The organism is Nonomuraea sp. NPDC003560 (assembly GCF_042878785.1).
Taxonomy (GTDB): domain Bacteria; phylum Actinomycetota; class Actinomycetes; order Streptosporangiales; family Streptosporangiaceae; genus Nonomuraea.
The window spans coordinates 436,517-458,740 of the sequence record NZ_JBIAOF010000001.1 but is presented as its reverse complement, the minus strand read 5'-3'; the positions used below and the strand labels follow the sequence as shown (position 1 = coordinate 458,740).

Sequence of the window (22,224 nt, the reverse complement as noted above, 5' to 3'; positions counted from 1 at the left end):
GAGGCGGGGGGCGGGGTGCGTTGACCTGAGTCCGTTGGTCGGGGCGCGGGGCGGGTGCGTTGGTCGGGGAAGCTCTATGCTGCTCACCGTGCACTCCCCCGCTCCGCGTGCCCTCGTCGCCCTCGTCGCCCTGTCGGTGCTGGCGGTCGTCCTTCAGGCCGGGCCCGTGGAGGCCGTCGCGGCGCCGAGGCTCGCCCGGTCGGCCTGCCCCGAGACGCCGATGAGCTCAGGCGGGATCCCCAGGAGCCGCGAATACCTCACAGCGGTTCTGAAGTGCCTGGACAAGTCGTGGTCCGCCCATTTCAGGCGCACCGGCCGGACGTTCCGCAAGCCCGTCGTCCGCTACTACGACGAGCCGGTGCGTGAGGTGTGCGGGTTCGCCTGGCCCGAGCACGCGGCGGCCTTCTACTGCATCGGCCGCGACACCCTCGTCCTCCCGCTGACCGGCGCCTGGATCGAGGGCCGCACCGACCTCTACCCGTTCAAGGTCGCCGCCCACGAGTACGGCCACCACGTGCAGAGCCTCCTCGGCGTGCGCAAGGGCGCGCAGAGCCGGCGCTTCGAGCTCCAGGCCGACTGCCTGGCCGGCGCGTTCCTGGGCAGCGTGTGGCCGTCGCTGAGCCGTACCCGGCAGGACTGGACGGGGCTGCTCGACACCACCCGGGCCGCCGGCGACGAGGGCGAGGAGCACAGCCACGGCACGGGCGCCAACCGGGTGCGCTGGCTGGAACGCGGCTACCGGGCGGTCTCGCCGGCGGCCTGCGACACCTGGTCGGCCCCCGCCTCGCAGGTCTCCTGACCGTCGAGGCGGGCCTGCATGCCGTCGAGGATGAGCCGCAGCCCGTCCTCGAACGACCGCTCCCCCTGCGGGTCGCCCACCTCCGCCAGCCCGGCCGTCAGCCGGGGGTGGGCCCGCTGGAAGGCGGCCATGTCGGGCATGGCGCCGTCGGCGTCCGGCCGGGTCCGGTCGGCCTGCTCCTCCAGCACGAACCCGGCGACGTACACGCTCATCGCGAACAGCCCGCGAACGGCGTCGCCCACCTCGAACCCGGCCGACTCCAGGGCCGCCACCGACCGCTCCACCACCTCGAACAGCACCGGTGACGGCCGGGTGCCGGCCACCAGCCGGGCGCCGTCGCGGTAGGAGTTGAGCATCGCCCGGTCGCGATGGGCGTGGTCCCTCATCCACTCGCGCCAGGCGGCGGGCTCGGTGAGCGCGGGGCGGGTCATGTGGGCGGCGGTCATCGCCTCGGCCATCGCGTCGAGGAGCTCCTGCTTGTTCGTGAAGTGCCAGTAGAGCGCGGGCGCCTGCACGCCCAGCTCGCCCGCGAGCCGCCGCAGCGTGAGCCCGTCGAGCCCGGTCTCCTGCAGCAACCGCAGCGCCGCGGCCACGATGGTGCCCTTCTCAAGTGCCACGGTTGACAGCTTAACAACGTTCAATGCATCCTTAACGCTGTTAGATTTAACGCCGTTAAGGAGCCTCGCGATGATCTGCGCGGAGGGTTTGCGTAAGCGGTACGCGGCCACGGAGGCGCTCAGGGGCATCGACCTCGACGTCCCGGCCGGCACGGTGTGCGGGCTGCTCGGCCCCAACGGAGCAGGCAAGACGACGACCGTGCGCATCCTGGCCACCCTGCTCCGCCCGGACGGCGGCCGGGCCGAGGTCGCCGGCCTCGACGTGGTGCGCGACGCGGCCCGGCTGCGCTTCCGCATCGGCCTGGCCGGTCAGCACGCCGCCGTGGACGAGCTGCTGACCGGCCGACGCAACCTGGAGCTGTTCGGCCGCCTCTACCACCTGTCCAGGGCGCGGGCCAGGAGCAGGGCCGAGGAGCTGCTGGAGCGGTTCGGGCTGGCCGCGGCCGGGCGGCGGCCGGTCAGGACGTACTCGGGCGGCATGCGGCGGCGGCTCGACCTGGCCGCGAGCCTGATCGTCGCGCCGCCCGTGCTGTTCATGGACGAGCCGACCGCGGGGCTCGACCCGCGCAGCCGCCGCGAGCTCTGGGACGCGCTGCGCGGCCTGGTCCGCGAGGGCACCACGCTGCTGCTGACCACCCAGTACCTCGACGAGGCCGACCACCTGGCGGACCAGGTCGTGGTGCTGCGCGAGGGCCGGGTCGCGGCGGCGGGCTCCCCCGGCGCGCTCAAGAGGCAGGTCGGCGGCGACCGCGTGCAGATCGTCTTCCGCCATCCCGGCGACGCGGCGGCGGCCCTCGGAACACTCGGGCCCACGCTCGGGCCCACGTCCGGGCCCACATCCGGGCCCACGTCCGGGCTCGCCTTCGAGCCGGGCGGGACCCTGGTGACGCTGCCGGCGCCCGACGGGGCCCAGTCGCTGGTCCGCGTCGCCCGCGCCCTCGACGTGGCCGGGATCGCCGTCGAGGATCTCGCGCTCCGCCGTCCGACGCTCGACGAGGTCTTCCTCCACCTGACCGCATGACAGGAGCCACGAGCATGAACCTGCGCTGGACCGTCACCGACTCCCTGACCATCGCGGGCCGCACGTACTCGCGGTGGAAGGCCCAACCGGGGGAGATCGCCGGGTTCCTGGTGTTCCCCGTCATCATGACCGTGCTGTTCGGGTACGTCTTCGGCAGCGCGATCACCCTGCCCGGCGGCGGCGACTACCGCAGCTTCCTCATGCCGGGCATCTTCATGCAGGTCATGGCGATGACGGCGACCGCGGCCGCCACGGCGGTGGCCGAGGACATGGAACGCGGGATCATCGACCGGTTCCGCGCGCAGCCCATCGCCCGCAGCGCCGTGCTCATCGGGCGCAGCGTGGCCGACCTGTCGATGCACCTGATGTCGCTGGCCGCCATGGTCGCGGCGGCCGTGCTGCTGGCCGGCTGGCGTGCGCACGGCTCACCGGGCCAGACGGCGGCGGCGTTCGGCCTGCTGGCGCTGTTCGGCCTGGCGATGATCTGGGTGGGCACCTGCATCGGCCTGTACGTGCGCAGCGGCACGCAGGCCGACGCGGCCACGTTCGGCTGGCTGTTCCCGATGACCTTCCTGGCCAACACGTTCGTGCCCACCGAGGGCCTGCCCGCCTGGCTGCGGCCGGTGGCCGACTGGAACCCGATGAGCGCGACCGTGGCCGCCGCCCGCCGCCTGTTCGGCAACCCGACCTCGGCCGGGTCGGTCTGGCCGCTGCAACATCCGGTCGCGGCGAGCCTGCTGTGGTCGGCGGCGCTCATCGCCGTCTTCGCCCCGCTGGCGACCCACCGTTACCGCACGTCCAGCCGCTGAGACGCCGCTGGACAGCGGAGAGCCGCCCGGCGGAGGGTGTTCCGCCGGGCGGCTCTCACGGGTCGGGTGAAACCCCCGATGCGGGCGCGTGAGGATCCGCGCCCCGTCCCCGGCCCGCGTCCGGCTCTTGACCGGGCGCGGGCGCGGGAAGTTCTACTTGGCCAGCAGCGAGCGCAGGACGTACTGCATGATGCCGCCGTGCCGGTAGTAGTCGGCCTCGCCGGGCGTGTCGATGCGGACGACCGCGTCGAACTCGACGTCGCCGGCCTTGACGTGCACGGTGGACGGGATGCCGCCGCCGTTGAGCGCCTCGACGCCGGTGATGTCGAACGTCTCCTCGCCGGTCAGCCCGAGCGAGGCAGCCGTGGCGCCCTCGGGGAACTGCAGCGGGAGCACGCCCATGCCGATCAGGTTGGAGCGGTGGATGCGCTCGTAGGACTCGGCGATCACGGCGCGCACGCCGAGCAGCGCGGTGCCCTTGGCCGCCCAGTCGCGCGAGGAGCCCGAGCCGTACTCCTTGCCCGCCAGCACCACCAGCGGCGTGCCGGCCTCGGCGTAGTTGACCGAGGCGTCGTAGATGAACGACACCGGGCCGTCGGGCTGGGTGAAGTCGCGGGTGTAGCCGCCCTCGGTGCCCGGCGCGATCTGGTTGCGCAGGCGGATGTTGGCGAACGTGCCGCGGATCATCACCTCGTGGTTGCCGCGCCGCGAGCCGTAGGAGTTGAAGTCGCGCACCTCGACGCCGTTGGCCTGCAGGTACTGGGCCGCGGGGGTGCCGACCTTGATCGAGCCGGCCGGGGAGATGTGGTCGGTGGTGACCGAGTCGCCGACCTTGACCAGCACGCGGGCGCCCGAGATGTCGGTCACCGGCTCCGGCTTCTCCGGCATGCCCTCGAAGTAGGGGGCCTTGCGCACGTACGTGGAGGACGGGTCCCACTCGAAGGTGTCACCGGTCGGGATCGGCAGCGAACGCCAGTGGTCGTCGCCCTTGAACACGTCGGCGTAGTCGCGCTCGAACATGTCGCGGCCGATCGAGGAGTTGACCACCGCGGCGATCTCCTCCGGCGCGGGCCAGACGTCGCGCAGGAACACCGGCTGCCCGTCGGAGCCGAGGCCGAGCGGCTCGTTGTCGAGGTCGATGTCCATCGTGCCGGCCAGCGCGTACGCCACCACGAGCGGCGGCGAGGCCAGGTAGTTCATCTTGACGTCGGGGTTGATGCGGCCCTCGAAGTTCCGGTTGCCGGACAGGACCGCAGTGACCGCGAGGTCGTTGGCCTGGATGGCGTCGGAGATCTCGGTGGGCAGCGGGCCCGAGTTGCCGATGCAGGTGGTGCAGCCGTAGCCGACCAGGTTGAAGCCGATCTTGTCGAGGTACGGCTGCAGCCCGGAGCGCTCGAAGTAGCCGGTGACGACCTGCGAACCCGGGGCCAGCGAGGTCTTGACCCACGGCTTGCGGGTCAGGCCCTTCTCGACGGCGTTGCGGGCCAGCAGCGCCGCGCCGATCATGACGTACGGGTTGGAGGTGTTGGTGCACGAGGTGATCGCGGCGATCGACACGATGCCGTGGTCGATCTCGAACGACGTGCCGTCGGCCAGCGTGACCGGGACCGGCTTGTGCGGCCGGCCGCCGTCGGCGCGGGCGTTGGAGGCGGGCGCGTCGGAGGCCGGGAAGGACTCCTCGCCCTCCTCGTCGACGCCGTCGGCCACGTAGTTCTGGACGTCGCGACGCCAGGCGTCCTTGGCCGCCGACAGCTCGATGCGGTCCTGGGGGCGCTTGGGGCCGGCGATCGACGGCACGACCGTGCCGAGGTCGAGCTCGATGTACTCGGAGAAGACCGGCTCGGGGCCCTGCGGGTCGAGCCAGAGGCCCTGGGTCTTGGCGTACGCCTCGACCAGCGCGATCTGCTCCTCGGAGCGGCCGGTCAGGCGCAGGTAGTCGACGGTCTGGCCGTCGATCGGGAAGATGGCGCAGGTGGAGCCGAACTCGGGGCTCATGTTGCCGATCGTGGCCCGGTCGGCCAGCGGCACGGAGGAGACGCCCTCGCCGTAGAACTCGACGAACTTGCCGACCACGCCGTGCTTGCGCAGGATCTCGGTGATCGTCAGGACCAGGTCGGTGGCGGTGGCGCCGGCGGGCAGCTTGCCGCTGAGCTTGAAGCCGACCACGCGCGGGATCAGCATGGAGATCGGCTGGCCGAGCATGGCGGCCTCGGCCTCGATGCCGCCGACGCCCCAGCCGAGCACGCCGATGCCGTTCTCCATCGTGGTGTGGGAGTCGGTGCCGACGCAGGTGTCGGGGTAGGCCTTGCCGTCGCGGATCATGACGACGCGGGCCAGGTGCTCGATGTTGACCTGGTGGACGATGCCGGTGCCGGGCGGCACGACCTTGAACTCGTCGAAGGCCGTCTGGCCCCAGCGCAGGAACTGGTAGCGCTCGCGGTTGCGCTCGTACTCGCGCTCGACGTTGCGCTGGAAGGCGTCGGGGTGGCCGAAGTAGTCGACGATGACGGAGTGGTCGATGACCATCTCGGCGGGCGCGAGCGGGTTGATCCTGGCGGCGTCGCCGCCCAGGTCGCGCACGGCCTCGCGCATGGTGGCCAGGTCGACCACGCAGGGGACGCCGGTGAAGTCCTGCATGATGACGCGGGCCGGGGTGAACTGGATCTCCACGCTGGGCGTCGCGGCCGGGTCCCAGCCGCCGAGCGCCCGGATGTGGTCGGCGGTGATGTTGGCGCCGTCCTCGGTGCGGAGGAGGTTCTCCAGCAGGATCTTCAGGCTGTACGGGAGGCGTGCGGCGCCCTCGACGGCGTCAAGCCGGAAAATCTCGTACGACGCGTCGCCGACGCGTAGCGTGTCACGGCTGCCGAAGCTGTTCGCGGACACGGTGATTCGCCTCCTCCATCAGACAATTGCTCAGTTGAATCCTGCCGCACCCACGGAACGACACGTACGTTAGGTGAACCTAACTTGCGGGGCTCGCGGCGGATGTCTCGACGTCAAGATATTACTACGGTATCTCGACATCAAGTTAAAGCGGGGCGAGCCGCCAGAAGAGCAGGCCGATGATGGCGACGGAGAGGATCGGCGCGAGGATCTTCTGCTCGAACTTCTTGCCGGTCTTGATGCCGATCTTCCACGGCAGCACGAACTTGGCGCCGAGCGGCCACAGCACCGGGCAGCCCCGTTCCGTCATGCAGTCGCCGACGACGTGGATCAGGCAGCCGACGCCCACGGCCAGCCCGAGCCAGGCGTAGCCGACGTTCAGGGAGAGGAACACGGCGTACAGCCCGGCCGTCATGCCGATGTTGATCATGATGGACCCGGCCTTGTTGCCCGGGATGCCGATGCCGATCGCCCGCAGGGCCAGCCCGATCATCAGCACGACCGTGATGTCACGGGCGATCGGATAGGAGTTGACCAGCCAGTGGACGCCGAACCCGAGCGCCGCCGCGAAGGCCAGCGAGTGCGTCATGCCGCGGTGGCCGCCGCTGATCCAGGACACGAACTTGCTGAGCAGCCAGGTGACCGGGCCGAAGGTCTGGGCGATGGTCGCGCTGGGATGGTCGAGGTCGGGCAGCATGGCCGCCCCCGCGCAGACCAGGGCGCCGGCGATCAGCTCGGCCGGGCCGAGCGCGCCGGCCATGATGCCGGTCTCGATGAACCGGGAGCTCTCGTTCAGCAGCGGCAGTGCGGCGAGCGGCGGCGCCAGCGCCAGCCACGCGATCGCCCCGGTCATCGCGTGCGTGTGCCCCATCATGATCGGGACTGTATTGCAAAGAGCCGCTTTACGCGGAGATCCCGGCCGCCAGGTTCTGCTGACGCTGGAACGGTCCGCCCGAGAACACCCGCAAACGCAGACGAGGTCGTCTCCGCGGCGACAGCACCCCCCAGCCCTGCCGACGCGGAACGACCTCGTCTGCTCTGTTCAACGGCGGACATCCCAAGACTGTTCCCCAATTCCGCAACTTTTTCGTGATCTGGCTCACTCTGCGCCCTGCCTTGCCAACGAAACAGTAGCGATATATCGTTGACGCATCGAGAACAGATCGCGACATAGGGAGAAAGAGCATGACTTACGCACACGCAGCGGGCGACCAGTGGTTCGGCCCGCGGGAGAACCTGCGCGCGGCCCGCGAGAAGCTGAGGGCCATCGCCGACGCCTTCGAGCAGATGGGCGGCCATCACCACCATCACCGGGGCGGCGGCGGGCCGGGCGAGCGCAGGCAACGCGGCCGGCGCGGCGGGCCGGGCGGACCGTTCCCGTTCGACTTCGGCCGCGGCGGCCCCTTCGGCCCGGGCGGCCCCTGGGGCGGGCACCACGGCTGGGGCGGCGGCCGGGGCCGCAAGGCCAAGCGGGGCGACGTCCGCGCCGCGATCCTGGCCCTGCTGTCCGAGGAGCCGCGCAACGGCTACCAGATCATCCAGGAGATCGCCGAGCGCAGCGAGGGCGGCTGGAAGCCCAGCCCCGGCGCCGTCTACCCGGCGTTGCAGCAGCTCACCGACGAGGGCCTGGTGATCGCCGAGGAGAACGAGGGCCGCAAGACCTTCCGCCTCACCGACGAGGGCCGCGCCTACATCGACGCGCACGCCGACGAGGTCCGCGCCCCCTGGGACGAGATGCGTCCGGACATCGACGACAACACCGCCGATCTCTGGCACATCGCCCGACAGTCGGCATTCGCCATGATGCAGGTTCTTCAGACCGGAAACGACGCACAAATCCGCGAAGCGCGTAAGACTCTGGTTGAGACCCGGCGCAAGCTCTACCAGATCCTGGCCGACGGCGAACCGGGCGAGGAGTAACCAGGTGACCGGCTCCGCAGCGACAGGCCGGTTCGGGGAGAGCGAGGAACCAGACATGGACCACAACGATCTCCGCATCGGCGACGCCGAGCGCGAGCAGACGATGGCGGCCCTGCGCGAGCACTTCGCCCAGGGCCGCCTGACCCACGAAGAGCTCGACGAACGCCTCGACCGGGCGCTGGCCTCCAAGACGGTCCGCGACCTGTCCCAGGTGACGGCCGACCTGCCCGGCTCGTCCCCCTCCTACGCCCACCCTCAGCAGATGCCCCAGTTCGACCGGGACGCCTGGCGGCAGGCGATGAGGGCGCACCGCCACCAGATGCAGACCATGCGCCACGCGCAGGCCGGCCGTCCCTGGCACGACCATTCCCGCCGTCACTGGCGCGGCCACCGCGGTCCCGGCCTCCTCCCCCTCCTGATCGTCTTCGGGGTGCTGGGGCTGGTCTTCGGGTTCGGCCTCTTCAAGATCCTGCTGGCGGTCTTCCTGGTGGCCACCGTGTTCAACCTGGTGCACCGCCGCTTTCACTACCGCGGGTGACCTTCGCGTCCCTTCGTGACGTTGGGCCTTGACCAGAATCAACTGACATTTCATGATCTGGCGGGCGGATCTCACCGAACGAAGGGGCGTCGTATGACCGAGCCGGGTTCCGTGGTGGCCGTCACGAATCCGTTCGCCGCGGTGGGCGGCGCCGACGCGCTCGTCCTGGACGCGCCCGGCTACCTGGCGGCCTTCGAGCGCGACCACGCGGACTGCGTCGTCCCCCTGTGGAAGCTGGAGCGCGCCCAGAGCTTCTACGAGCCGGACGTGGCGAGCTGGCGGGCCATGATGGACGGCGACTGGGCCGGCTCCCTCTCCCTGGCCGAACAGATGGCGCCGCTCGTGGCCGGCTACTTCCGCCACCGGATGCCGGTGAGCCGGGTGCGCGTGGTGGAGTTCCCCGTCAGCGCGTACCTGCAGTGGGAGATGCACCTGCTGGACATGCGGGCCAGGGCGGGCTCCCCCTGCCGGGTGGTGCCCGCGGCGCGCGTGGCCGCCCTCGAACCGGTGCCCGAGCTGGTGATCTTCTCCCCCGTCCTGATGTACGAGGTCCTCTACGACGAGTACGGCGGCGGCCGGGGCGGCCGGCGCATCACCGATCCCGGCGTGATCGGCCCCTGCCTGCGGGCGGTCCAGGAGCTGTTCACCGAGGGCGAGGACGTGCGCGACTTCCACCGGCGGGAGATCGTGCCGCTGCCGCCGCCGTCGGTCACCGACGAGATGCGGGCCGCGGTGCCCCCGTACGCCCACCGGACGGAGGAGTTCCGGGTCTGAGCGCGCCCGGGGTTCCGGCCCGGGCTGGAACGGGCCACGACGCATCTCCTGACACTTTGGTTTACCCGGACATCAGGGAAATTTCGCAAATTTCGTGACACGGGGGTTGCGGTCCTACCAGAATGCGGTGCGATCCAGCGTCCATCGCAACTGGAGGAAGCCCCCATGCGCAGACCCCTAGGGGTACTCGCCGGCCTGGTGAGCCTGGCTGCACTCGGCACGCCGACGACCCCGGCGAACGCCGCGACGGCAGCCGCGGCCGGCAGCGAGGCCGCCGGCCGCTGCCGGGTCACCGTGGCCACGCCTCGCGTCAACGACACCGCTCAGATCGTCGCCTCCGCCGCCCGTCAGGGCTGCCGTACGGACGCGCTCCTGCGTGTCCGGCTCAAGCGCGCCGTCCCGGGCACGGACCCCGTCGTCAAGAGCGGCTCCACCCGGTCCGGCAGCGTCGCGCTCACCCTCCCCTGCGCGCCCGGCGTCTACTACGCGGTCGCCACCGACCACCGGGGCCGCGGCGCGACGTCCAGGGCGGTCCGGCTGACCTGCGCCCCGGCCTCGACGCCCACGGCGTCGCCCAAGCCCACCCCGACGGCCACCGCCACCCCTCAGCCGACCGCGACCGGTCCCGCCGGCACGGTGGGCACCGCCGAGGAGAACGAGGTCCTGCGCCTGGTCAACGCCGAGCGCGCCAAGGGCGGCTGCCAGCCGCTCAAGCACGACGCCCAGCTGCGCGCCGCGGCGTACGGCCACTCCGCCGACATGGCCGCCAAGGGCTACTTCGACCACACCTCGAAGGACGGCCGCAGCTTCATGGACCGCATCAGGGCGGCCGGCTTCACCGGCGGGACCGCCTTCGCCGAGAACATCGCCAAGGGCCAGGCCACCCCGGCCGCCGTGATGAACTCCTGGATGAACAGCTCGGGTCACCGGGCCAACATCATGAACTGCCGGTACACGGTGATCGGCGTGGGCGCGGCCAGGAACGGCCAGGGCCCCGTCCACTGGACGCAGGACTTCGCGGCCAGGTAGCCCTCGACGGATGCCCCGCGCGTCGCGGGGCATCCAGGGTCAGACGCGGGTCAGACGCGGGTCAGACGCGGGTCAGACGCGGGTCAGCAGGACGTTTCCGTCGCCGGCCTTCCTGACCACGATGACCGCGTACAGCCCGGTCACCTTCGGGTCGCTGATGGTCAGGCGTTCCATCTTGTTCGGGCCGCCGCTCGCGGACTTGCGGGCGGCGGAACGCGGCAGGCCCCACGCGGCGGAGTCGGGCGCCATCACGAAGAGGTCGAGGTCCTGCCCGTTGCGCGGCACGACCGTGAGCGTGGCGGGCACGCCCTTCTCGATCCACGTCGTCCGCACCTCGGCCAGCCGGCCGGCGGCGATGGGGAACTCCTGCGGCGTCCCGGCCTCCAGGTTGCCCGCGGCCGCCTCGGTCACCTCCATCGCGTACTCCTCGTAGTCGGCGTCGGAGCTGACCGAGTTGACGAACCAGTTGCGGGTGGCGGAGCTGGGCTGCACGGCGACGAAGTCCATGTTGGTGGCGGTCCAGTCGGCGCTCCTGACGGCGTCGCCGCCGGCGTTGGGCGTGGTGGCCAGGTCGACGTCCGCGCCGTCCGGTCCGGTGACGGCGGCCACCACGTGCCATTTGCCGGGCGTGGTGACGAAGGCCGTCTGCAGCGGGACGTTGGCGGGCCGGCGGATCGGATGCCGGTCGGCCAGGTCCTCCACGTGCTGGGTGGAGACGGCGTTCTGGAACAGCGCCGCCTCCGCGAGGTCGTGGTGCTGCGGGTCGAGCAGGGTCAGGAAGTGGTCGATGTCCTGGGCGGCCGCCTTCCTGAACGCGGCCACGACGGTCTCGGGCCCGGCGCCGCCGAGGTCCCAGTACTTCTCGTCCCGCGTTCCGGAGTCGGCCAGGTCGAGCAGCACCCCGGCCACGCGGCCCTCGGTCCTGCCCGCGTCCGCCCCGGTCGGCCAGCCGTCGCTGAACCAGCGCGGGCTCTCCAGGTCGATCGCGGAGGTGGACCACCGGTAGTGGGTGTCGTCGTAGGTCTGGACGGCGACCCAGTCGGCCCACCCCTCGATCCAGGCGCAGGCCGGGTTGATCATCGGCGCCTTCATGTGGTGCTGTCCGCAGGGGCCACCCGTCGACGGCGTCACGCCGGTGTAATCCATGATGAAGTGCCCAAGCTCGTGGGGAAGCGTCATCTTCTCCAGCGGTATCGAGGCGTCCAGGTTGATCTGGAAGCGGCCCAGGCAGTCGGGGCCGGTGCTCGGGCAGTAGTACGACGCGGGCAGCACCTTGTCCGGCCGCCAGATCAGCGTCACGGACTGGCAGTTCGCCTCGCCCGGCTTCCAGCAGTCGTCGGCCGGGTCGTTCAGCCAGCCGGTGTAGGCCCTCCACGTGTCGTAGGCGGCCGAGTGCAGGCGGAACGCCCCCTCCATCGGGTCGCCGGCCGCGCTGCGGTAGTCGATGACGGTGGCCGACGTGCCGGGAGGGACGTCCGGTGTGGTCGGGCCGGCGTCGGTGTAGATGTCGCCGGCCTTCTCCGACATGCCCACGGACCAGTAGTTGCTGACCGGGCTGACCTCGATGTTGACGTCCTGGCCCGTGCCGTCCTCCTCGGTGCCGGGGAAGCACAGCTTGTAGGCGCCGGACGCGTCCGTCTCGGCCCAGCCGAGATTGAGCCGGCCGTTCGTGTCGGTGTCGAACGCGTCCACCTCGGCCATGGGCACGCCGCCGACGGTTCCGTCCGCCTTGAAGTAGGTGACGCGCCCCTGCACGCACGTGTCGCCGGCCGCCGACGCCCTCGCGGTCCTCTCCGTACGGCGCCCGCGGCCCTCGCGCGGCATGCCGAACACCGACGACTGCGCGCCCACGGTGACGTAGGCGAGCCCGCCGGAAGCGGGCCCCGGACGTCCGTCGCGAGCCTGGACGCGGATGGAGGCGGGGCCGGGCCCGACCGCCGTGACGACGCCCTCGTACCGGACCGTCCGGCCCGCACGGGCCCGCCAGGTCCGGGTGGCCCGGTCCACCGGGCTGCGGCCGATCGTCGCGGCGGCGCGGTCGAGTCCGGCGGGCGGGGTCGCCCACTTCAGGGTGTCCGGCAGTTCGATGATCGTGGTGGCGTCGGGCAGGTCCTGTTTCGGGGTCACCTCGACCGTGAGCTTCGCGCTCTGCCCCACGGCGGGGGCGCGGTCGAGCGAGACGTCGACGGTGAAGCAGTCCCCCGGGACGCAGGACGGCTGTCCCGGGGCGGCGGCGTGGGCCGGGGCCGTGGTGAGTCCCACGGCCGCCAGCACCCCCGCCAGGGTGGTCGCCATCAGTCGGCGTGACATCGGCATGTCTCCTGATCAGCCCGCGCAGGCCACGGGCGAGTCGAAGTGGCCAGGTGAGGTGGGATAGGGCGAACCGCTGTCGCCCGAGACCGGGACGGCCACCTCCCGCGAACCCGACGGGTCGCCCGCGCTGCGGCCCGCGCCCGCGCCCCAGGCCACCTTGGCCAGGAAGTCGAGCATCGCCGGGGAGTGCTGGCGGACGATGTTGTGCCCGCCGTTGGCCGGGCCGCAGTGGGTGTAGAGGTTGAAGCCGCCGTTCCAGTCGATCATCTTGTCGCCGGGGTTGGGCCCGTTGGCCGTGCGGTCGCCCTGCAGGACGTCGCGGTCCGCGCCGCCGTACTGCCAGTCCACGCCCTGGTGGTGCTGGTCGTCGACGGTGGCGGCGTTGTCCTTGTCGGTCATGCGGAACCACGCGCACGGGTCCACCACCGTGGTCAGCTCACCTTCGGGCATCTTGCCGGGGGCGCACGAGCCGGGGTAGGAGCCGCGCGGGTTGTAGTCGAGCAGGTCCGCGCCGGCCCCGCCGAAGACGTGGTCGACGAAGCGGTCGCCGGTGCCGCGGGCGGCCGGGTCGAACACGCCGCCGGACAGGCAGTCGGCGGTGGCCGCGTCCAGGGCCGGGTCGCAGCCCTTTCCGCCCCACAGCAGGTCGTCGCCGTCGCCGCCGAACACCTCGTCGCCGCCGCTGTCGCCGTTGACCAGGTCGTCGCCGGCGCCGCCGTGCATGCTGTCGCGTCCGGGGCCGCCGCGCATGCGGTCCGCGCCGCCCTTGGCGAAACCGTCGTGCGGCATGGACGCGGCCGTCCAGGTGTCGCCGTCGGTGTCGTGCAGCAGGTCGGTGCGGCGGTCGTAGGTGCCGGGCTGGAAGCCCTTGTAGGTCTCCTTCGGCGGGGCGTTGAGGCTGACGGTGAAGCCGAGCCGCTGGGCGTCGGAGGCGTCGATGCGCTCGTTCAGCACGCCGCCGCGGTCGCCGAGCATGGCGTCCTCGCCCGCGCCACCGGACAGGTCGTCGTCGCCCAGCTCGCCGAACAGGTCGTCGTCGCCCTGGCCGCCGTGCAGTTCGTCGTCGCCGTCCTGGCCCCACAGCGCGTCGTCGCCGTCGTCGCCGTACAGGTGGTCGGCGCCGTAGGAGCCGGCCGGCTCGCAGGTGGCCTGGGCCTGGGTGCAGAACCTGGTCGAGTCGCCCGGCAGGGCCGGGTCGTGGCTGCGTACGCGGGTGGCGTCCGCGGGCGCCTGGCCCGCCGGGTAGCGCTCGGTGTAGACCTTCTCGGCGTTGCCCGTCACGGTGCGGACGAGCGAGCCGTTGTCACCGAGCAGGACGTCGGCGCCGCCGTCGCCCTCGATCGCGTCGGCCTCGTCGGCGGCGGCCTGCTTGGCCGAGCCCCCGATCAGGTCGTCCTGACCGGGGGTGTCGTCGCCCTCCAGGTCGGCTTGGCCACTGGCGTCGCCTCTCCAGCCGGGGTCGGCCAGCGGTCGCGTGGTGGTGCGGGTGGACTCGGCCGTCAGCGGCAGGTCGCCGCGGATCTGGTCCGCGCCGTCGCCGCCCTCGGCGTGGTCGCCCTGGCCGCCGCCGGACATCTGGTCGTCGCCGCCCTGCCCCCACAGGACGTCCACGCCACCCCCGCCGGACACCCGATCCGCCCCGGCCCCGCCACCAGAGCCTGAGCCTTCGCCTGGGCCGTCGGCCAGGAGGGTGACGGCGCGTGGGGTCATCGGGGTGCCGGCCGAGCCGATGCGGACGGTGGCCCTGGCCGGGGTGCCCGTCAGCGTCACCACGGCGTTGTCGCCGGCCACGACGTCGTCGCCGGGGCCGCCGTAGAGCGCGTCGGCGGCGTCGTCGGCCGCGGTGTGGGTGCCGCCGACCAGGTCGTCGTCGCCCTGGTCGCCCTCGACCCAGTCCACGCCCGCGCCGCCCTCGGCGTAGTCGTCGCCGTCCTGGCCGCGCAGCCGGTCGGGGCCGCCCTGGCCGAAGATCGCGTCGTTGCCCGCGCCGCCGTCGGCCACGTCCGGGCCGAAGCCGCCCGCGAGCAGCTTCACCTGGTGCACGGCCGCCTGTCCCGGCCGCACGGCGACCGAGCTCGCCGGGTCGGCCACCTCCGCACCGGCCGCCGGCTCACCGGACGGCGTCGCCGCGGCGGACGGGCTGGCCGCACCGGACGGGGTGGCCGACGGAACGCCGGACGGGGTGGCGGTGGTGGTCAGGGTGGCGTTGTCGGCGGCGATCACGTCCGGGCCGTCGCCGCCCAGCAGCGTGTCACCACCGTCCGGGTACGCGCCCGAAGCGCCGCCCACCAGCTCGTCCTCCCCCGCCTCGCCGTACACCTCGTCGCCGCCGACGCCGCCCTCCAGGTGATCGTCGCCCGCGTCGCCGTGCACCTCGTCGGCGCCGATCCCGCCGTGAGCCCGGTCGGCGCCGTCGCCGCCGTGGATCACGTCCGGGCCGCCGGCCTCCTGCGGGGTGCCGTCGAGGTCGAACGGGCCGCCGGCGTCGCCGTTGTCGCCGATCAGCCGGTCCGCCCCGGCGTCGCCGTACAGGAAGTCGCCCTTGTCGTCCTTGCCCGCCGTGCGGGCGCCGCCGACGACCAGGTCGTCACCGTCGCCGCCGAACGCGCGGTCCTGCCCGGACTCGCCCACGACGGTGTCGTCGTGCGCGCCGCCGTACAGGGTGTCGTCGCCGGAGCCGCCGGTCACCTCGTCGGCGCCGTCGTCGCCGAGCGCCGTGTCGTCACCGGAGCCGCCCGAGACCCGGTCGTCGCCCGAGCCGCCGGCCAGGCGGTCGTCGCCGCGTTCGCCGCAGACCACGTCCTGGCCGCCGCCGGCCTCGACCCGGTCGGCGCCGCCGCCGGCCGACACGGTCTCCTTGCCCGCGCCGCCGATGATCAGGTCCCGGCCGTCGGCGTCGCCGTCGTGCTCCTCGCACGGCTCGTCCCGCCGGCGGTCGCCGAAGACGGTCGCACCTCCGTCGCCGCCGATGACGTGGTCGTTCCCGTCGCCGCCGGACAGCTCCTTGGCCGAGGGCTGGACGCCCGCCGGCAGCGGCAGGTGACGCACCAGCCGGGCCGGGCCGAAGTCGTCGCGGCCCTGGGCCTCGCCGACGTCGGACGGCTCGGCGATCACCCAGTCGTCGCCGGGGCCGCCGGAGATGTCGTCCTTGCCGTGGCCGCCCGCGAGGACGTCGTCCCCGCCGCCGCCGATGATCTGCACGGCCTCGCCGGGCGCCGAGTGGCCGGCGACCAGGTCGACGGCCTGACCGCCGTACACCTTGTCGGCGCCCGCGCCGGTGTCGACGTAGTTCGGTCCGGAGTCGGCGGGTCCCGCCTCGTCGCGGCCGATCTCCGCGCGCGGCCCGGTGTAGATCTCGTCGGCCGCCGAGCCGCCGGTCAGGGTGTCGGCGCCGGGGCCGCCGACCAGCAGGCTCGGCTGCGCGCGGAACCGCGGCGAGGGGTCGGTGGCGGCCAGCGGGCTGTCGGAGGCGACGGCGATGGTGTCGTTCCCGCCGTTGCCGTACAGCCGGTTCTCGCCGAGACCGGCCGCGATGCGGTCGCCGCCGTCGGCCGGGCCGTCGTCCGGCGCGCCGGGCAGGTCGTCGCCGGTCCAGTCGGCCACGTCGACGTCGCCGACCTTGCGGGTGGCGGGGGTCAGGCGGCCGTCGCCGGCCACCCAGCCGCCCGCGCCGCCCATGGTGACGTAGTCGTCGCCGGGGCCGCCGGCCACGATCGCGGCGGGCCCGTCGTACTGGTCGCCGCTGGTGATCTGGTCGTCGCCCTTGCCGCCGTCGATCACGTTGCGGCCGGCGCCGGCCAGGATCAGGTCGTCGCCGTCGCCGCCGAAGGCCACCACCGTCCGGTCGAACGGGTGAGCTCCGGCGGTGTCGTCGCCGTACCCCTGGAAGACCAGCCGCAGCGCGCCCTTCGCGCCCCGGCCGTCGGCCAGCACCCGGGTCAGGCCGGACGCGCGGTGCTCCTCGCGCACGCCCAGCGCGCTGACCACGAAGCCCTCGTCGCCGGGGAGCTGACTGACGGTCCACTGCTCGGCGTCGTCGCCCGGCTTGGCGGTGCTGCCGCCCCTGGCCTTGCGCATCCCGCCGACGTGCAGCACCAGGGCGTCGCCCGCCTCGGTCGCGAGCTTCGGCGGGTCCTCGTCGCACTTGGGCCGGACGGAGAAGTCGAGCAGTTTGGCCTCGACGATGGTCCAGTCGAACCGCTTCTTGAAGATCGAGATGCCCACCTCGACCCACGCCTTCAGGTAGACCTTCAGCTCGCCGTCCAGCGAGAACAGGCACAGCGGGTTGCGCAGCAGGACGTCGGCGAACTCGAAGAACCGGAACTTGCCGTCATTGGTGGGATCGAGCCAGTTCATGGCGACGGTGAGGAAGATGCCGCCGCTCACGCCCGCCTTGACCAGCACCACGTCGACCGCCGCGCCCGCCTCCAGCCGCCCGGTCAGGGAGATCGCCGGCAGCGGTCGGCCCTGGTCGTCGGTGGTCTTCAGGTAGAGGCTGTCGAGGACCTGGAGGTCGACCTTGCCCTGTTCGATCGCCTTGCGGATGCCGTACGTGTCGAAGCCCGCCCTGATCTGGGCCTCGACCCCGGCGGTGCCGGAGATGACCACCATGATCGGCGGCGGCGACCAGACCGGGCCGAAGGACTGGCTGTAGGAGAAGCCGAGGCGCAGCGGCCCGGAGTCGAACGCGACCAGCTCCACGTCCTTGCCCATCAGCAGGCTGAAGATCGACCGTCCGGCGTTCTGCAGCACGGGGAAGCTGAAGCCCGCCTTCGCGGAGTGCTCCATCGGCCCCTGCGCGTCGGCGGCGGCGGTCTTGGCCTTCCCGCACGACCTGGCGCCCTGGTCGAGCGCGGCGAACAGGTCGTCCGTGGCGGGCGCCACGTCCTTGATCAGCGAGTCGGCGACGTCGGGCGAGTTCTCGGTGTCCAGCGCGCGGTCACCGGCCACGGTGAAGCTGCCGATCGGGATGCGCAGCTCTCCCTGGCAGTCGGGCAGCGACGTCACCAGCCTGCCGACCTCGATCATCCGCTCGATGAACTTGGTCGTGCCGCCGCCGGCGACCATGTTGTACTTCTTGGCGATCGTCATCAGGTTCACCTCGCCGCCGCCCGCGGCCCTGCTCAGGTCCGACAGCACGGGGATGGGCGCGTAGAGCTGGTCGATCACCGGTTTGACCGGGTCCGTGACCTTCTTGACCTGGGTCACCACCGGCCCGAGGACGCTCCGGAAGAAGTCGCCGGCCTCCAGGTTCACGTTGTTGAAGGCGATGTTGAGGTTCGCCGGGTCGGGCGAGCCGCCCTTGGTGAGGTCCCAGTCCAGGTCGAAGTCGCCGTACAGGCCGGGGAACATGGCCGAGCCGGCCGTCACCTTGAAGCGCCAGTCCACCGCGACCTTGGCGTTCAGTGACGTCTCCACCAGGCCGCCGGCGTCGGCGAGCTGGTCCAGGCCGATCCGGCCGACCGGCTTGAAGCCGATGGTGAAGGCGCCCGCGAACAGGTCGGGAGCGTTCTGCTCGCGGTTCTTGAGCGTGACGTCGAGGATCGCCAGCCGGGCGTTGATCTCCTCGGGCAGCGAGACGTTCACGCCGACGGTCGCCCGCGGCCGGTTGGCCTCGCCGGCGTCGACGTAGAAGCCGCTGGTCCGGTCCAGGCCCACCATGACCTCGGCGTGCCAGCCGAGCTCGGCCCGCACGCCCTTGCCCTTGCCCTGCTTCAGCGCGAGGCCGGGGACGCCGACGTCGAGCGGCCGCTCCACGCCCATGCAGTCCTTGACGCAGCCCTGTTCGGGATCGACGTCGCCCTTGCCGACGCTGACCTTGAACGCGATGCCGGTCAGCTCGGTGCCCTTGGCCGCGTCGCAGGCCTCGGGCTTGGCGGGGTCGGGGACGGGCGCCTGCACGCAGGTGATCACCGGCTGCACGCCCGGCCCGACCTTGGGCGCGAGCTCGTCGTTGTACCACTTGCGCAGGTCGCCGCCGGTGGGCACCTTGCCGCCGTTCGGCAGCTTGGCGAGGGCGGCCTTGATCTCCTGACGCTTGGCGCCGACGAAGTCGGCCCCCTGCTGGAGGTCGGCGCCGACCATGGGCAACCTGCCCTTGCCGGAGGCCATGCGCATGCCGGTCTCCAGGGCGGTGAGGTAGCGGTCGATGCCGTCGCCCAGGTTGGTCCAGTCCAGCTCCAGGCCCGGAGGCAGGGTGGAGAAGTCGAAGGAGGGCAGCTCCAGCCGGTTCACGTCACCGGGCAGCTTCTTGGTGAGGTCGAACATCTCGGCCAGCGGGGCGGCCCTGGGCAGCCGCAGCACGAGCGCGTGCTTGCCGTCCGCGGTGAGCGGCGCGCCGTTGAGGTAGGCGGGCAGGACGGCGCACAACGCCAGGTCGGTGTCGTCGCGGTGCGGGTCGCGGTCGCAGGCGACCGGCTCGCTCGTCTCGTTCAGCGCCAGGTCGAGCCCGGAGAAGAACGCGGCGGGGGTCACCGCGTCCTGGGACTCGCCGCCGTAGCGCAGGCTCACGCCGTATCCGAGCCTGGCCTGCAGCGGGTCGTCGCCCTCCTTGCCGATCGCCAGCGGCAGCGGGCCGACGTCGGCCTGGACCGTGCCGTCGAGCTGCGCCTTCGCCTGGAGGTCGAGGCCGGAGTCGGTCTCGATGAGCAGGTCGCGGGCCGGGTCGAAGCCGCGCTTGAGCGCCACGCGCAGGCCGAGGCGCACCTCGCCCTCGACGGCGGCGTCCAGCGTGGCCGAGCCCTTGGCGGCGACCAGGCTGCTGTCGCCGAAGGCGAAGCGCAGCGGCTCCTGCACGGCCGCCTTCTTGTCGTAGGCCAGCGACAGCCGCAGGGCGCCGTCCTCGTAGCCGATGCGCACCTGGCCGCCCAGCGCCTTGTTCAGCTCGGCCACCAGCGCCTGGACGGTGTCCGGCGGCGCGGCGGTCAGGCGGTCGATCGCGTCCCGCAGCGGCGAGCGCAGCGCGTAGGCGGCGCCCGCCTCGGGCACGGCCTGGCCGAACTTCTCGGCGAAGGACAACGTGTGCTCGCCGCACGCGGTCGCGACGGTCAGCACCCGGGTGCCGACGGCGACGCGGCGGCCGACGTGCGCCTGAGTGAACGTGCGCGAAGGGTCGGTGACGTAGGCGTTCTCGTTGCCGCAGGCGCCGTCGCCGTAGACGACGCCGGGGCCCGAGCCCGTCTCCTCCGCGGCCACCAGGTCGGACAGCGAGCGGCCGAGCAGCGGCAGCTTCGCCGTCATCGCCTCGTTGACCGGCCCGGTGCCCTTGACGCCGTCGAGGTAGGTGGCCACCGCGCCCAGGGACTTGATCAGCGCGCCGAACAGCGCCTGCGGGTTGTCGGGGTCGAAGGCGAAGTCCTTGACCCGGCCGATCTGGTCGAAACCGCGGAAGCTGACGGTGGCGGGCTTGCCGAGGTCCGGCATCTCCACCTCGCCGGAGACCCTGCCGCCGAAGAAGTCGGCCAGGCCCGGCACGCCCAGCGTGAGCCGCGCCTTGGCCACCGCGTCCACCTGGGAGGTCAGGACGTCGCCCGGCTTGCTCGCCAGCCGCTCGAACAGCCTGGTCAGCGGCACGTCGCCGAGGTCCTTGAGGCCGACCTTGACCAGGTCGCCGCCGTTCCTGCTGCCCATGGTGAGGTCGCCGGTGAGCTGGACGCCCAGGTAGCCCGCGACGGCGTTGACGTTGACCGAGGAGAGCACCGACACGCGGGCGCCGAACAGGTCGCGGCCGGTCCGCAACATGATCCGGTCCGCGGCCCTGGGCAGCTCGTTCACCACGGTCGCGCTGCCGTCGCCGTTGACGTGCTTGTACGGGCACGCCTTCTGCTGCCCGTCCGGCCGCTGCGCGCATCCCTGGCCGGTCACCGGGTCGCTCAGGTCGAGCACGACCGTGGCCGAGGCGTGGTAGCCGCGCATGACGCCCGCCACGGCGGCGGTGGCGTTGGCGCGGTCGAGCCCGGCGGCGGCCTTGAACGTGTCGCCGAAGGCGATCTGCCCGATCATGGGGTCGTTCGCGGAGATCCGGTACGGCGCGCCCGCGGCGGGCACGCCCCCGCGCCATCCCTCCTCGGCGAGGGTGACGGTGTCGGCGGTGTTGTCGGCCACGATGCCGCTCGACGCTCCGGCGGTGACCGTGCGCCCGGCGAACTGCCCCGGCGTCCACTTCTGCCCGGCGTGCCGCAGCGTCTTGGCCGCGTACGTGACGCCCGCGCCCGTCCCGCTGACGGTCTGGCCCGCGGGGTTGAGCGGCTCGGGGGCCGGGTTGACGGTCCGGTCCACGACGAGGGTGAAGGCGATCTTCTTGGCGGCGTCGTCGTAACCGGCGTCGGCGACCTTGATGATCGCGCCTCCGGGCAGGCCGCGGGCCTTGCCCAGCGCGGCGAACAGGTCCTGGATCGAGGTGAAGGTGGGCCGGCCGGTGTTGCGGTCCACGCTGGCGGCGGCGAAGGCGTGGATCGCCTCCGACACCTGCACGGCGTCGGCCAGCGAGCCGCGCATGAACGGCAGGTCGAGGTCGCCCTGCCCGTCCCAGCGGGCGCGCTGGGCGGCGGTGACGGCGTTGGCCAGGTGGGTCAGGCCGTCGAGCAGGTCCTTGGGCGTGAGCGTCTGGAAGCGGCCGAGCCGGTCCAGGTCGGCCTGGGTCACGCTGACGGCGGGCCCGCCGGTGGCGAGGTCGGGCCAGCTCGCGTCGATGGTCGCGGCGGCCCCCTCGACCTGGGCGCCGGCGAACGGCTGCGCGGTGACCTGCAGCCGGGCGGCGGCCGCGCCCTTGCGGGCGAAGCTGAACAGGCTCTCCGAGCCCAGTTCCGAGGTGTCCAGCCTGCCGTTGCCGTCCGGGTCGGCGGCGGTGGCGGCGAACTCGGCGTCGACGGAGAGCGTCGAGGCCGCCGAGAGGTCGACGCCGAGGATGCCGAAGGCGGCGGTGGGCCTGGCCCCGGCGGCGAGCCTGCCTTCGGCCCGCACGGTCATCCCGGCGTCCTTGGCCAGCCAGGCGGACTTGGTGGCCGGGTCGTAGGCGAAGGGCAGCTTGGCGGTGAGCTTCAGCGTGACGTCCACGCCGCCCGAGGTGGTCAGCGAGACCTTGGGCTGGGCGCTGCTGACGGAGATCGGGCGGCCGGCCGCCGTCCTGGTGACCTCCAGGGTCAGGTCGAGCCGCCTGATCCCGTTCTGCGTGCTCGCCTTGGCCAGGAGCTTTCCGGCGCGGGGGCCGGACAGCTCGTACTCGTCCTGGAGGTCGTCCAGGGTGGTGAGGCCCTTGAGCTTGTCGTGGACGGCCACCTGGAACAGGTCGGCCAGGCCCAGGGCGTCCTCGCCGCCGGGCACCAGGCCGACGAACGGCAGCTGCTCGCCCATCGGGCCGAGCGTGGCCAGGCCGCCGCCGGCGGCCGTGAACCGTTCCACCGCGGACAGCAGCGCCGCGGTCTCGGCGTCCGGTGCCGCGGACGCGACGGCCGGCGGCGGCACGGCCGCGACCAGACCCACTAACAACGCCAATGCGCAGACCACGCGCGACAATCGCCGGC

The 22,224-nt window shown here is 72.6% G+C and carries 12 protein-coding genes; 7 read left to right on the top strand and 5 right to left on the bottom strand.

Annotated elements, in window-relative coordinates; genetic code table 11:
• Positions 1-76: 76 nt before the first annotated feature.
• Positions 77-799 (top strand): neutral zinc metallopeptidase, encoded by a 723-nt coding sequence (locus ACFYUV_RS02165; protein ID WP_387663998.1) that lies wholly within the window; start codon positions 77-79, stop codon positions 797-799.
• Here the strand turns inward: ACFYUV_RS02165 and ACFYUV_RS02160 are convergent.
• Positions 736-1,416, bottom strand: coding sequence for a TetR/AcrR family transcriptional regulator C-terminal domain-containing protein (locus ACFYUV_RS02160; protein ID WP_387663996.1), 681 nt, complete (start codon positions 1,414-1,416; stop codon positions 736-738). The genes ACFYUV_RS02165 and ACFYUV_RS02160 overlap by 64 nt on opposite strands.
• 70 nt (positions 1,417-1,486) lie before the next feature.
• On the opposite strand from ACFYUV_RS02160, the gene ACFYUV_RS02155 reads away from it, so the two are divergent.
• Positions 1,487-2,437, top strand: a complete 951-nt coding sequence (locus ACFYUV_RS02155) for an ATP-binding cassette domain-containing protein (RefSeq protein ID WP_387663994.1) — start codon at positions 1,487-1,489, stop codon at positions 2,435-2,437.
• A gap of 14 nt (positions 2,438-2,451) precedes the next feature.
• A complete protein-coding gene (locus tag ACFYUV_RS02150) occupies positions 2,452-3,246 on the top strand; it encodes an ABC transporter permease (protein WP_387663992.1) in 795 nt (264 codons plus the stop codon).
• Positions 3,247-3,399: 153 nt separating this feature from the next.
• On the opposite strand, the gene acnA is transcribed toward ACFYUV_RS02150, so the two are convergent.
• On the bottom strand, positions 3,400-6,129 hold the full coding sequence (gene acnA, locus ACFYUV_RS02145) for an aconitate hydratase AcnA (protein WP_387663990.1): 2,730 nt from the start codon (positions 6,127-6,129) through the stop codon (positions 3,400-3,402).
• Between the two features lie 145 nt (positions 6,130-6,274).
• Positions 6,275-7,003, bottom strand: coding sequence for a metal-dependent hydrolase (locus tag ACFYUV_RS02140; protein WP_358284688.1), 729 nt, complete (start codon positions 7,001-7,003; stop codon positions 6,275-6,277).
• Between the two features lie 311 nt (positions 7,004-7,314).
• Between ACFYUV_RS02140 and ACFYUV_RS02135 the strand changes: the two genes are divergently transcribed.
• From ACFYUV_RS02135 to ACFYUV_RS02120, 4 genes are all read left to right on the top strand, one after another.
• A complete protein-coding gene (locus ACFYUV_RS02135) occupies positions 7,315-8,049 on the top strand; it encodes a PadR family transcriptional regulator (RefSeq protein ID WP_364328582.1) in 735 nt (244 codons plus the stop codon).
• Between the two features lie 55 nt (positions 8,050-8,104).
• A complete protein-coding gene (locus tag ACFYUV_RS02130) occupies positions 8,105-8,587 on the top strand; it encodes a DUF1707 domain-containing protein (protein ID WP_358284683.1) in 483 nt (160 codons plus the stop codon).
• Between the two features lie 93 nt (positions 8,588-8,680).
• Positions 8,681-9,361: a DUF6879 family protein gene (locus tag ACFYUV_RS02125; protein WP_387663987.1), complete on the top strand. Its 681-nt coding sequence runs from the start codon at positions 8,681-8,683 to the stop codon at positions 9,359-9,361.
• Between the two features lie 165 nt (positions 9,362-9,526).
• Positions 9,527-10,390, top strand: coding sequence for a CAP domain-containing protein (locus ACFYUV_RS02120; RefSeq protein ID WP_387663985.1), 864 nt, complete (start codon positions 9,527-9,529; stop codon positions 10,388-10,390).
• Between the two features lie 72 nt (positions 10,391-10,462).
• Here ACFYUV_RS02120 and ACFYUV_RS02115 read toward each other — a convergent pair whose 3' ends face one another.
• Positions 10,463-12,700 (bottom strand): hypothetical protein, encoded by a 2,238-nt coding sequence (locus ACFYUV_RS02115; RefSeq protein WP_387663983.1) that lies wholly within the window; start codon positions 12,698-12,700, stop codon positions 10,463-10,465.
• A gap of 15 nt (positions 12,701-12,715) precedes the next feature.
• Positions 12,716-22,195 carry a hypothetical protein gene (locus tag ACFYUV_RS02110; RefSeq protein WP_387663981.1) on the bottom strand — a complete coding sequence of 3,160 codons (9,480 nt, stop codon included), beginning with the start codon at positions 22,193-22,195 and terminating at the stop codon, positions 12,716-12,718.
• Between the last annotated feature and the right edge of the window lie 29 nt (positions 22,196-22,224).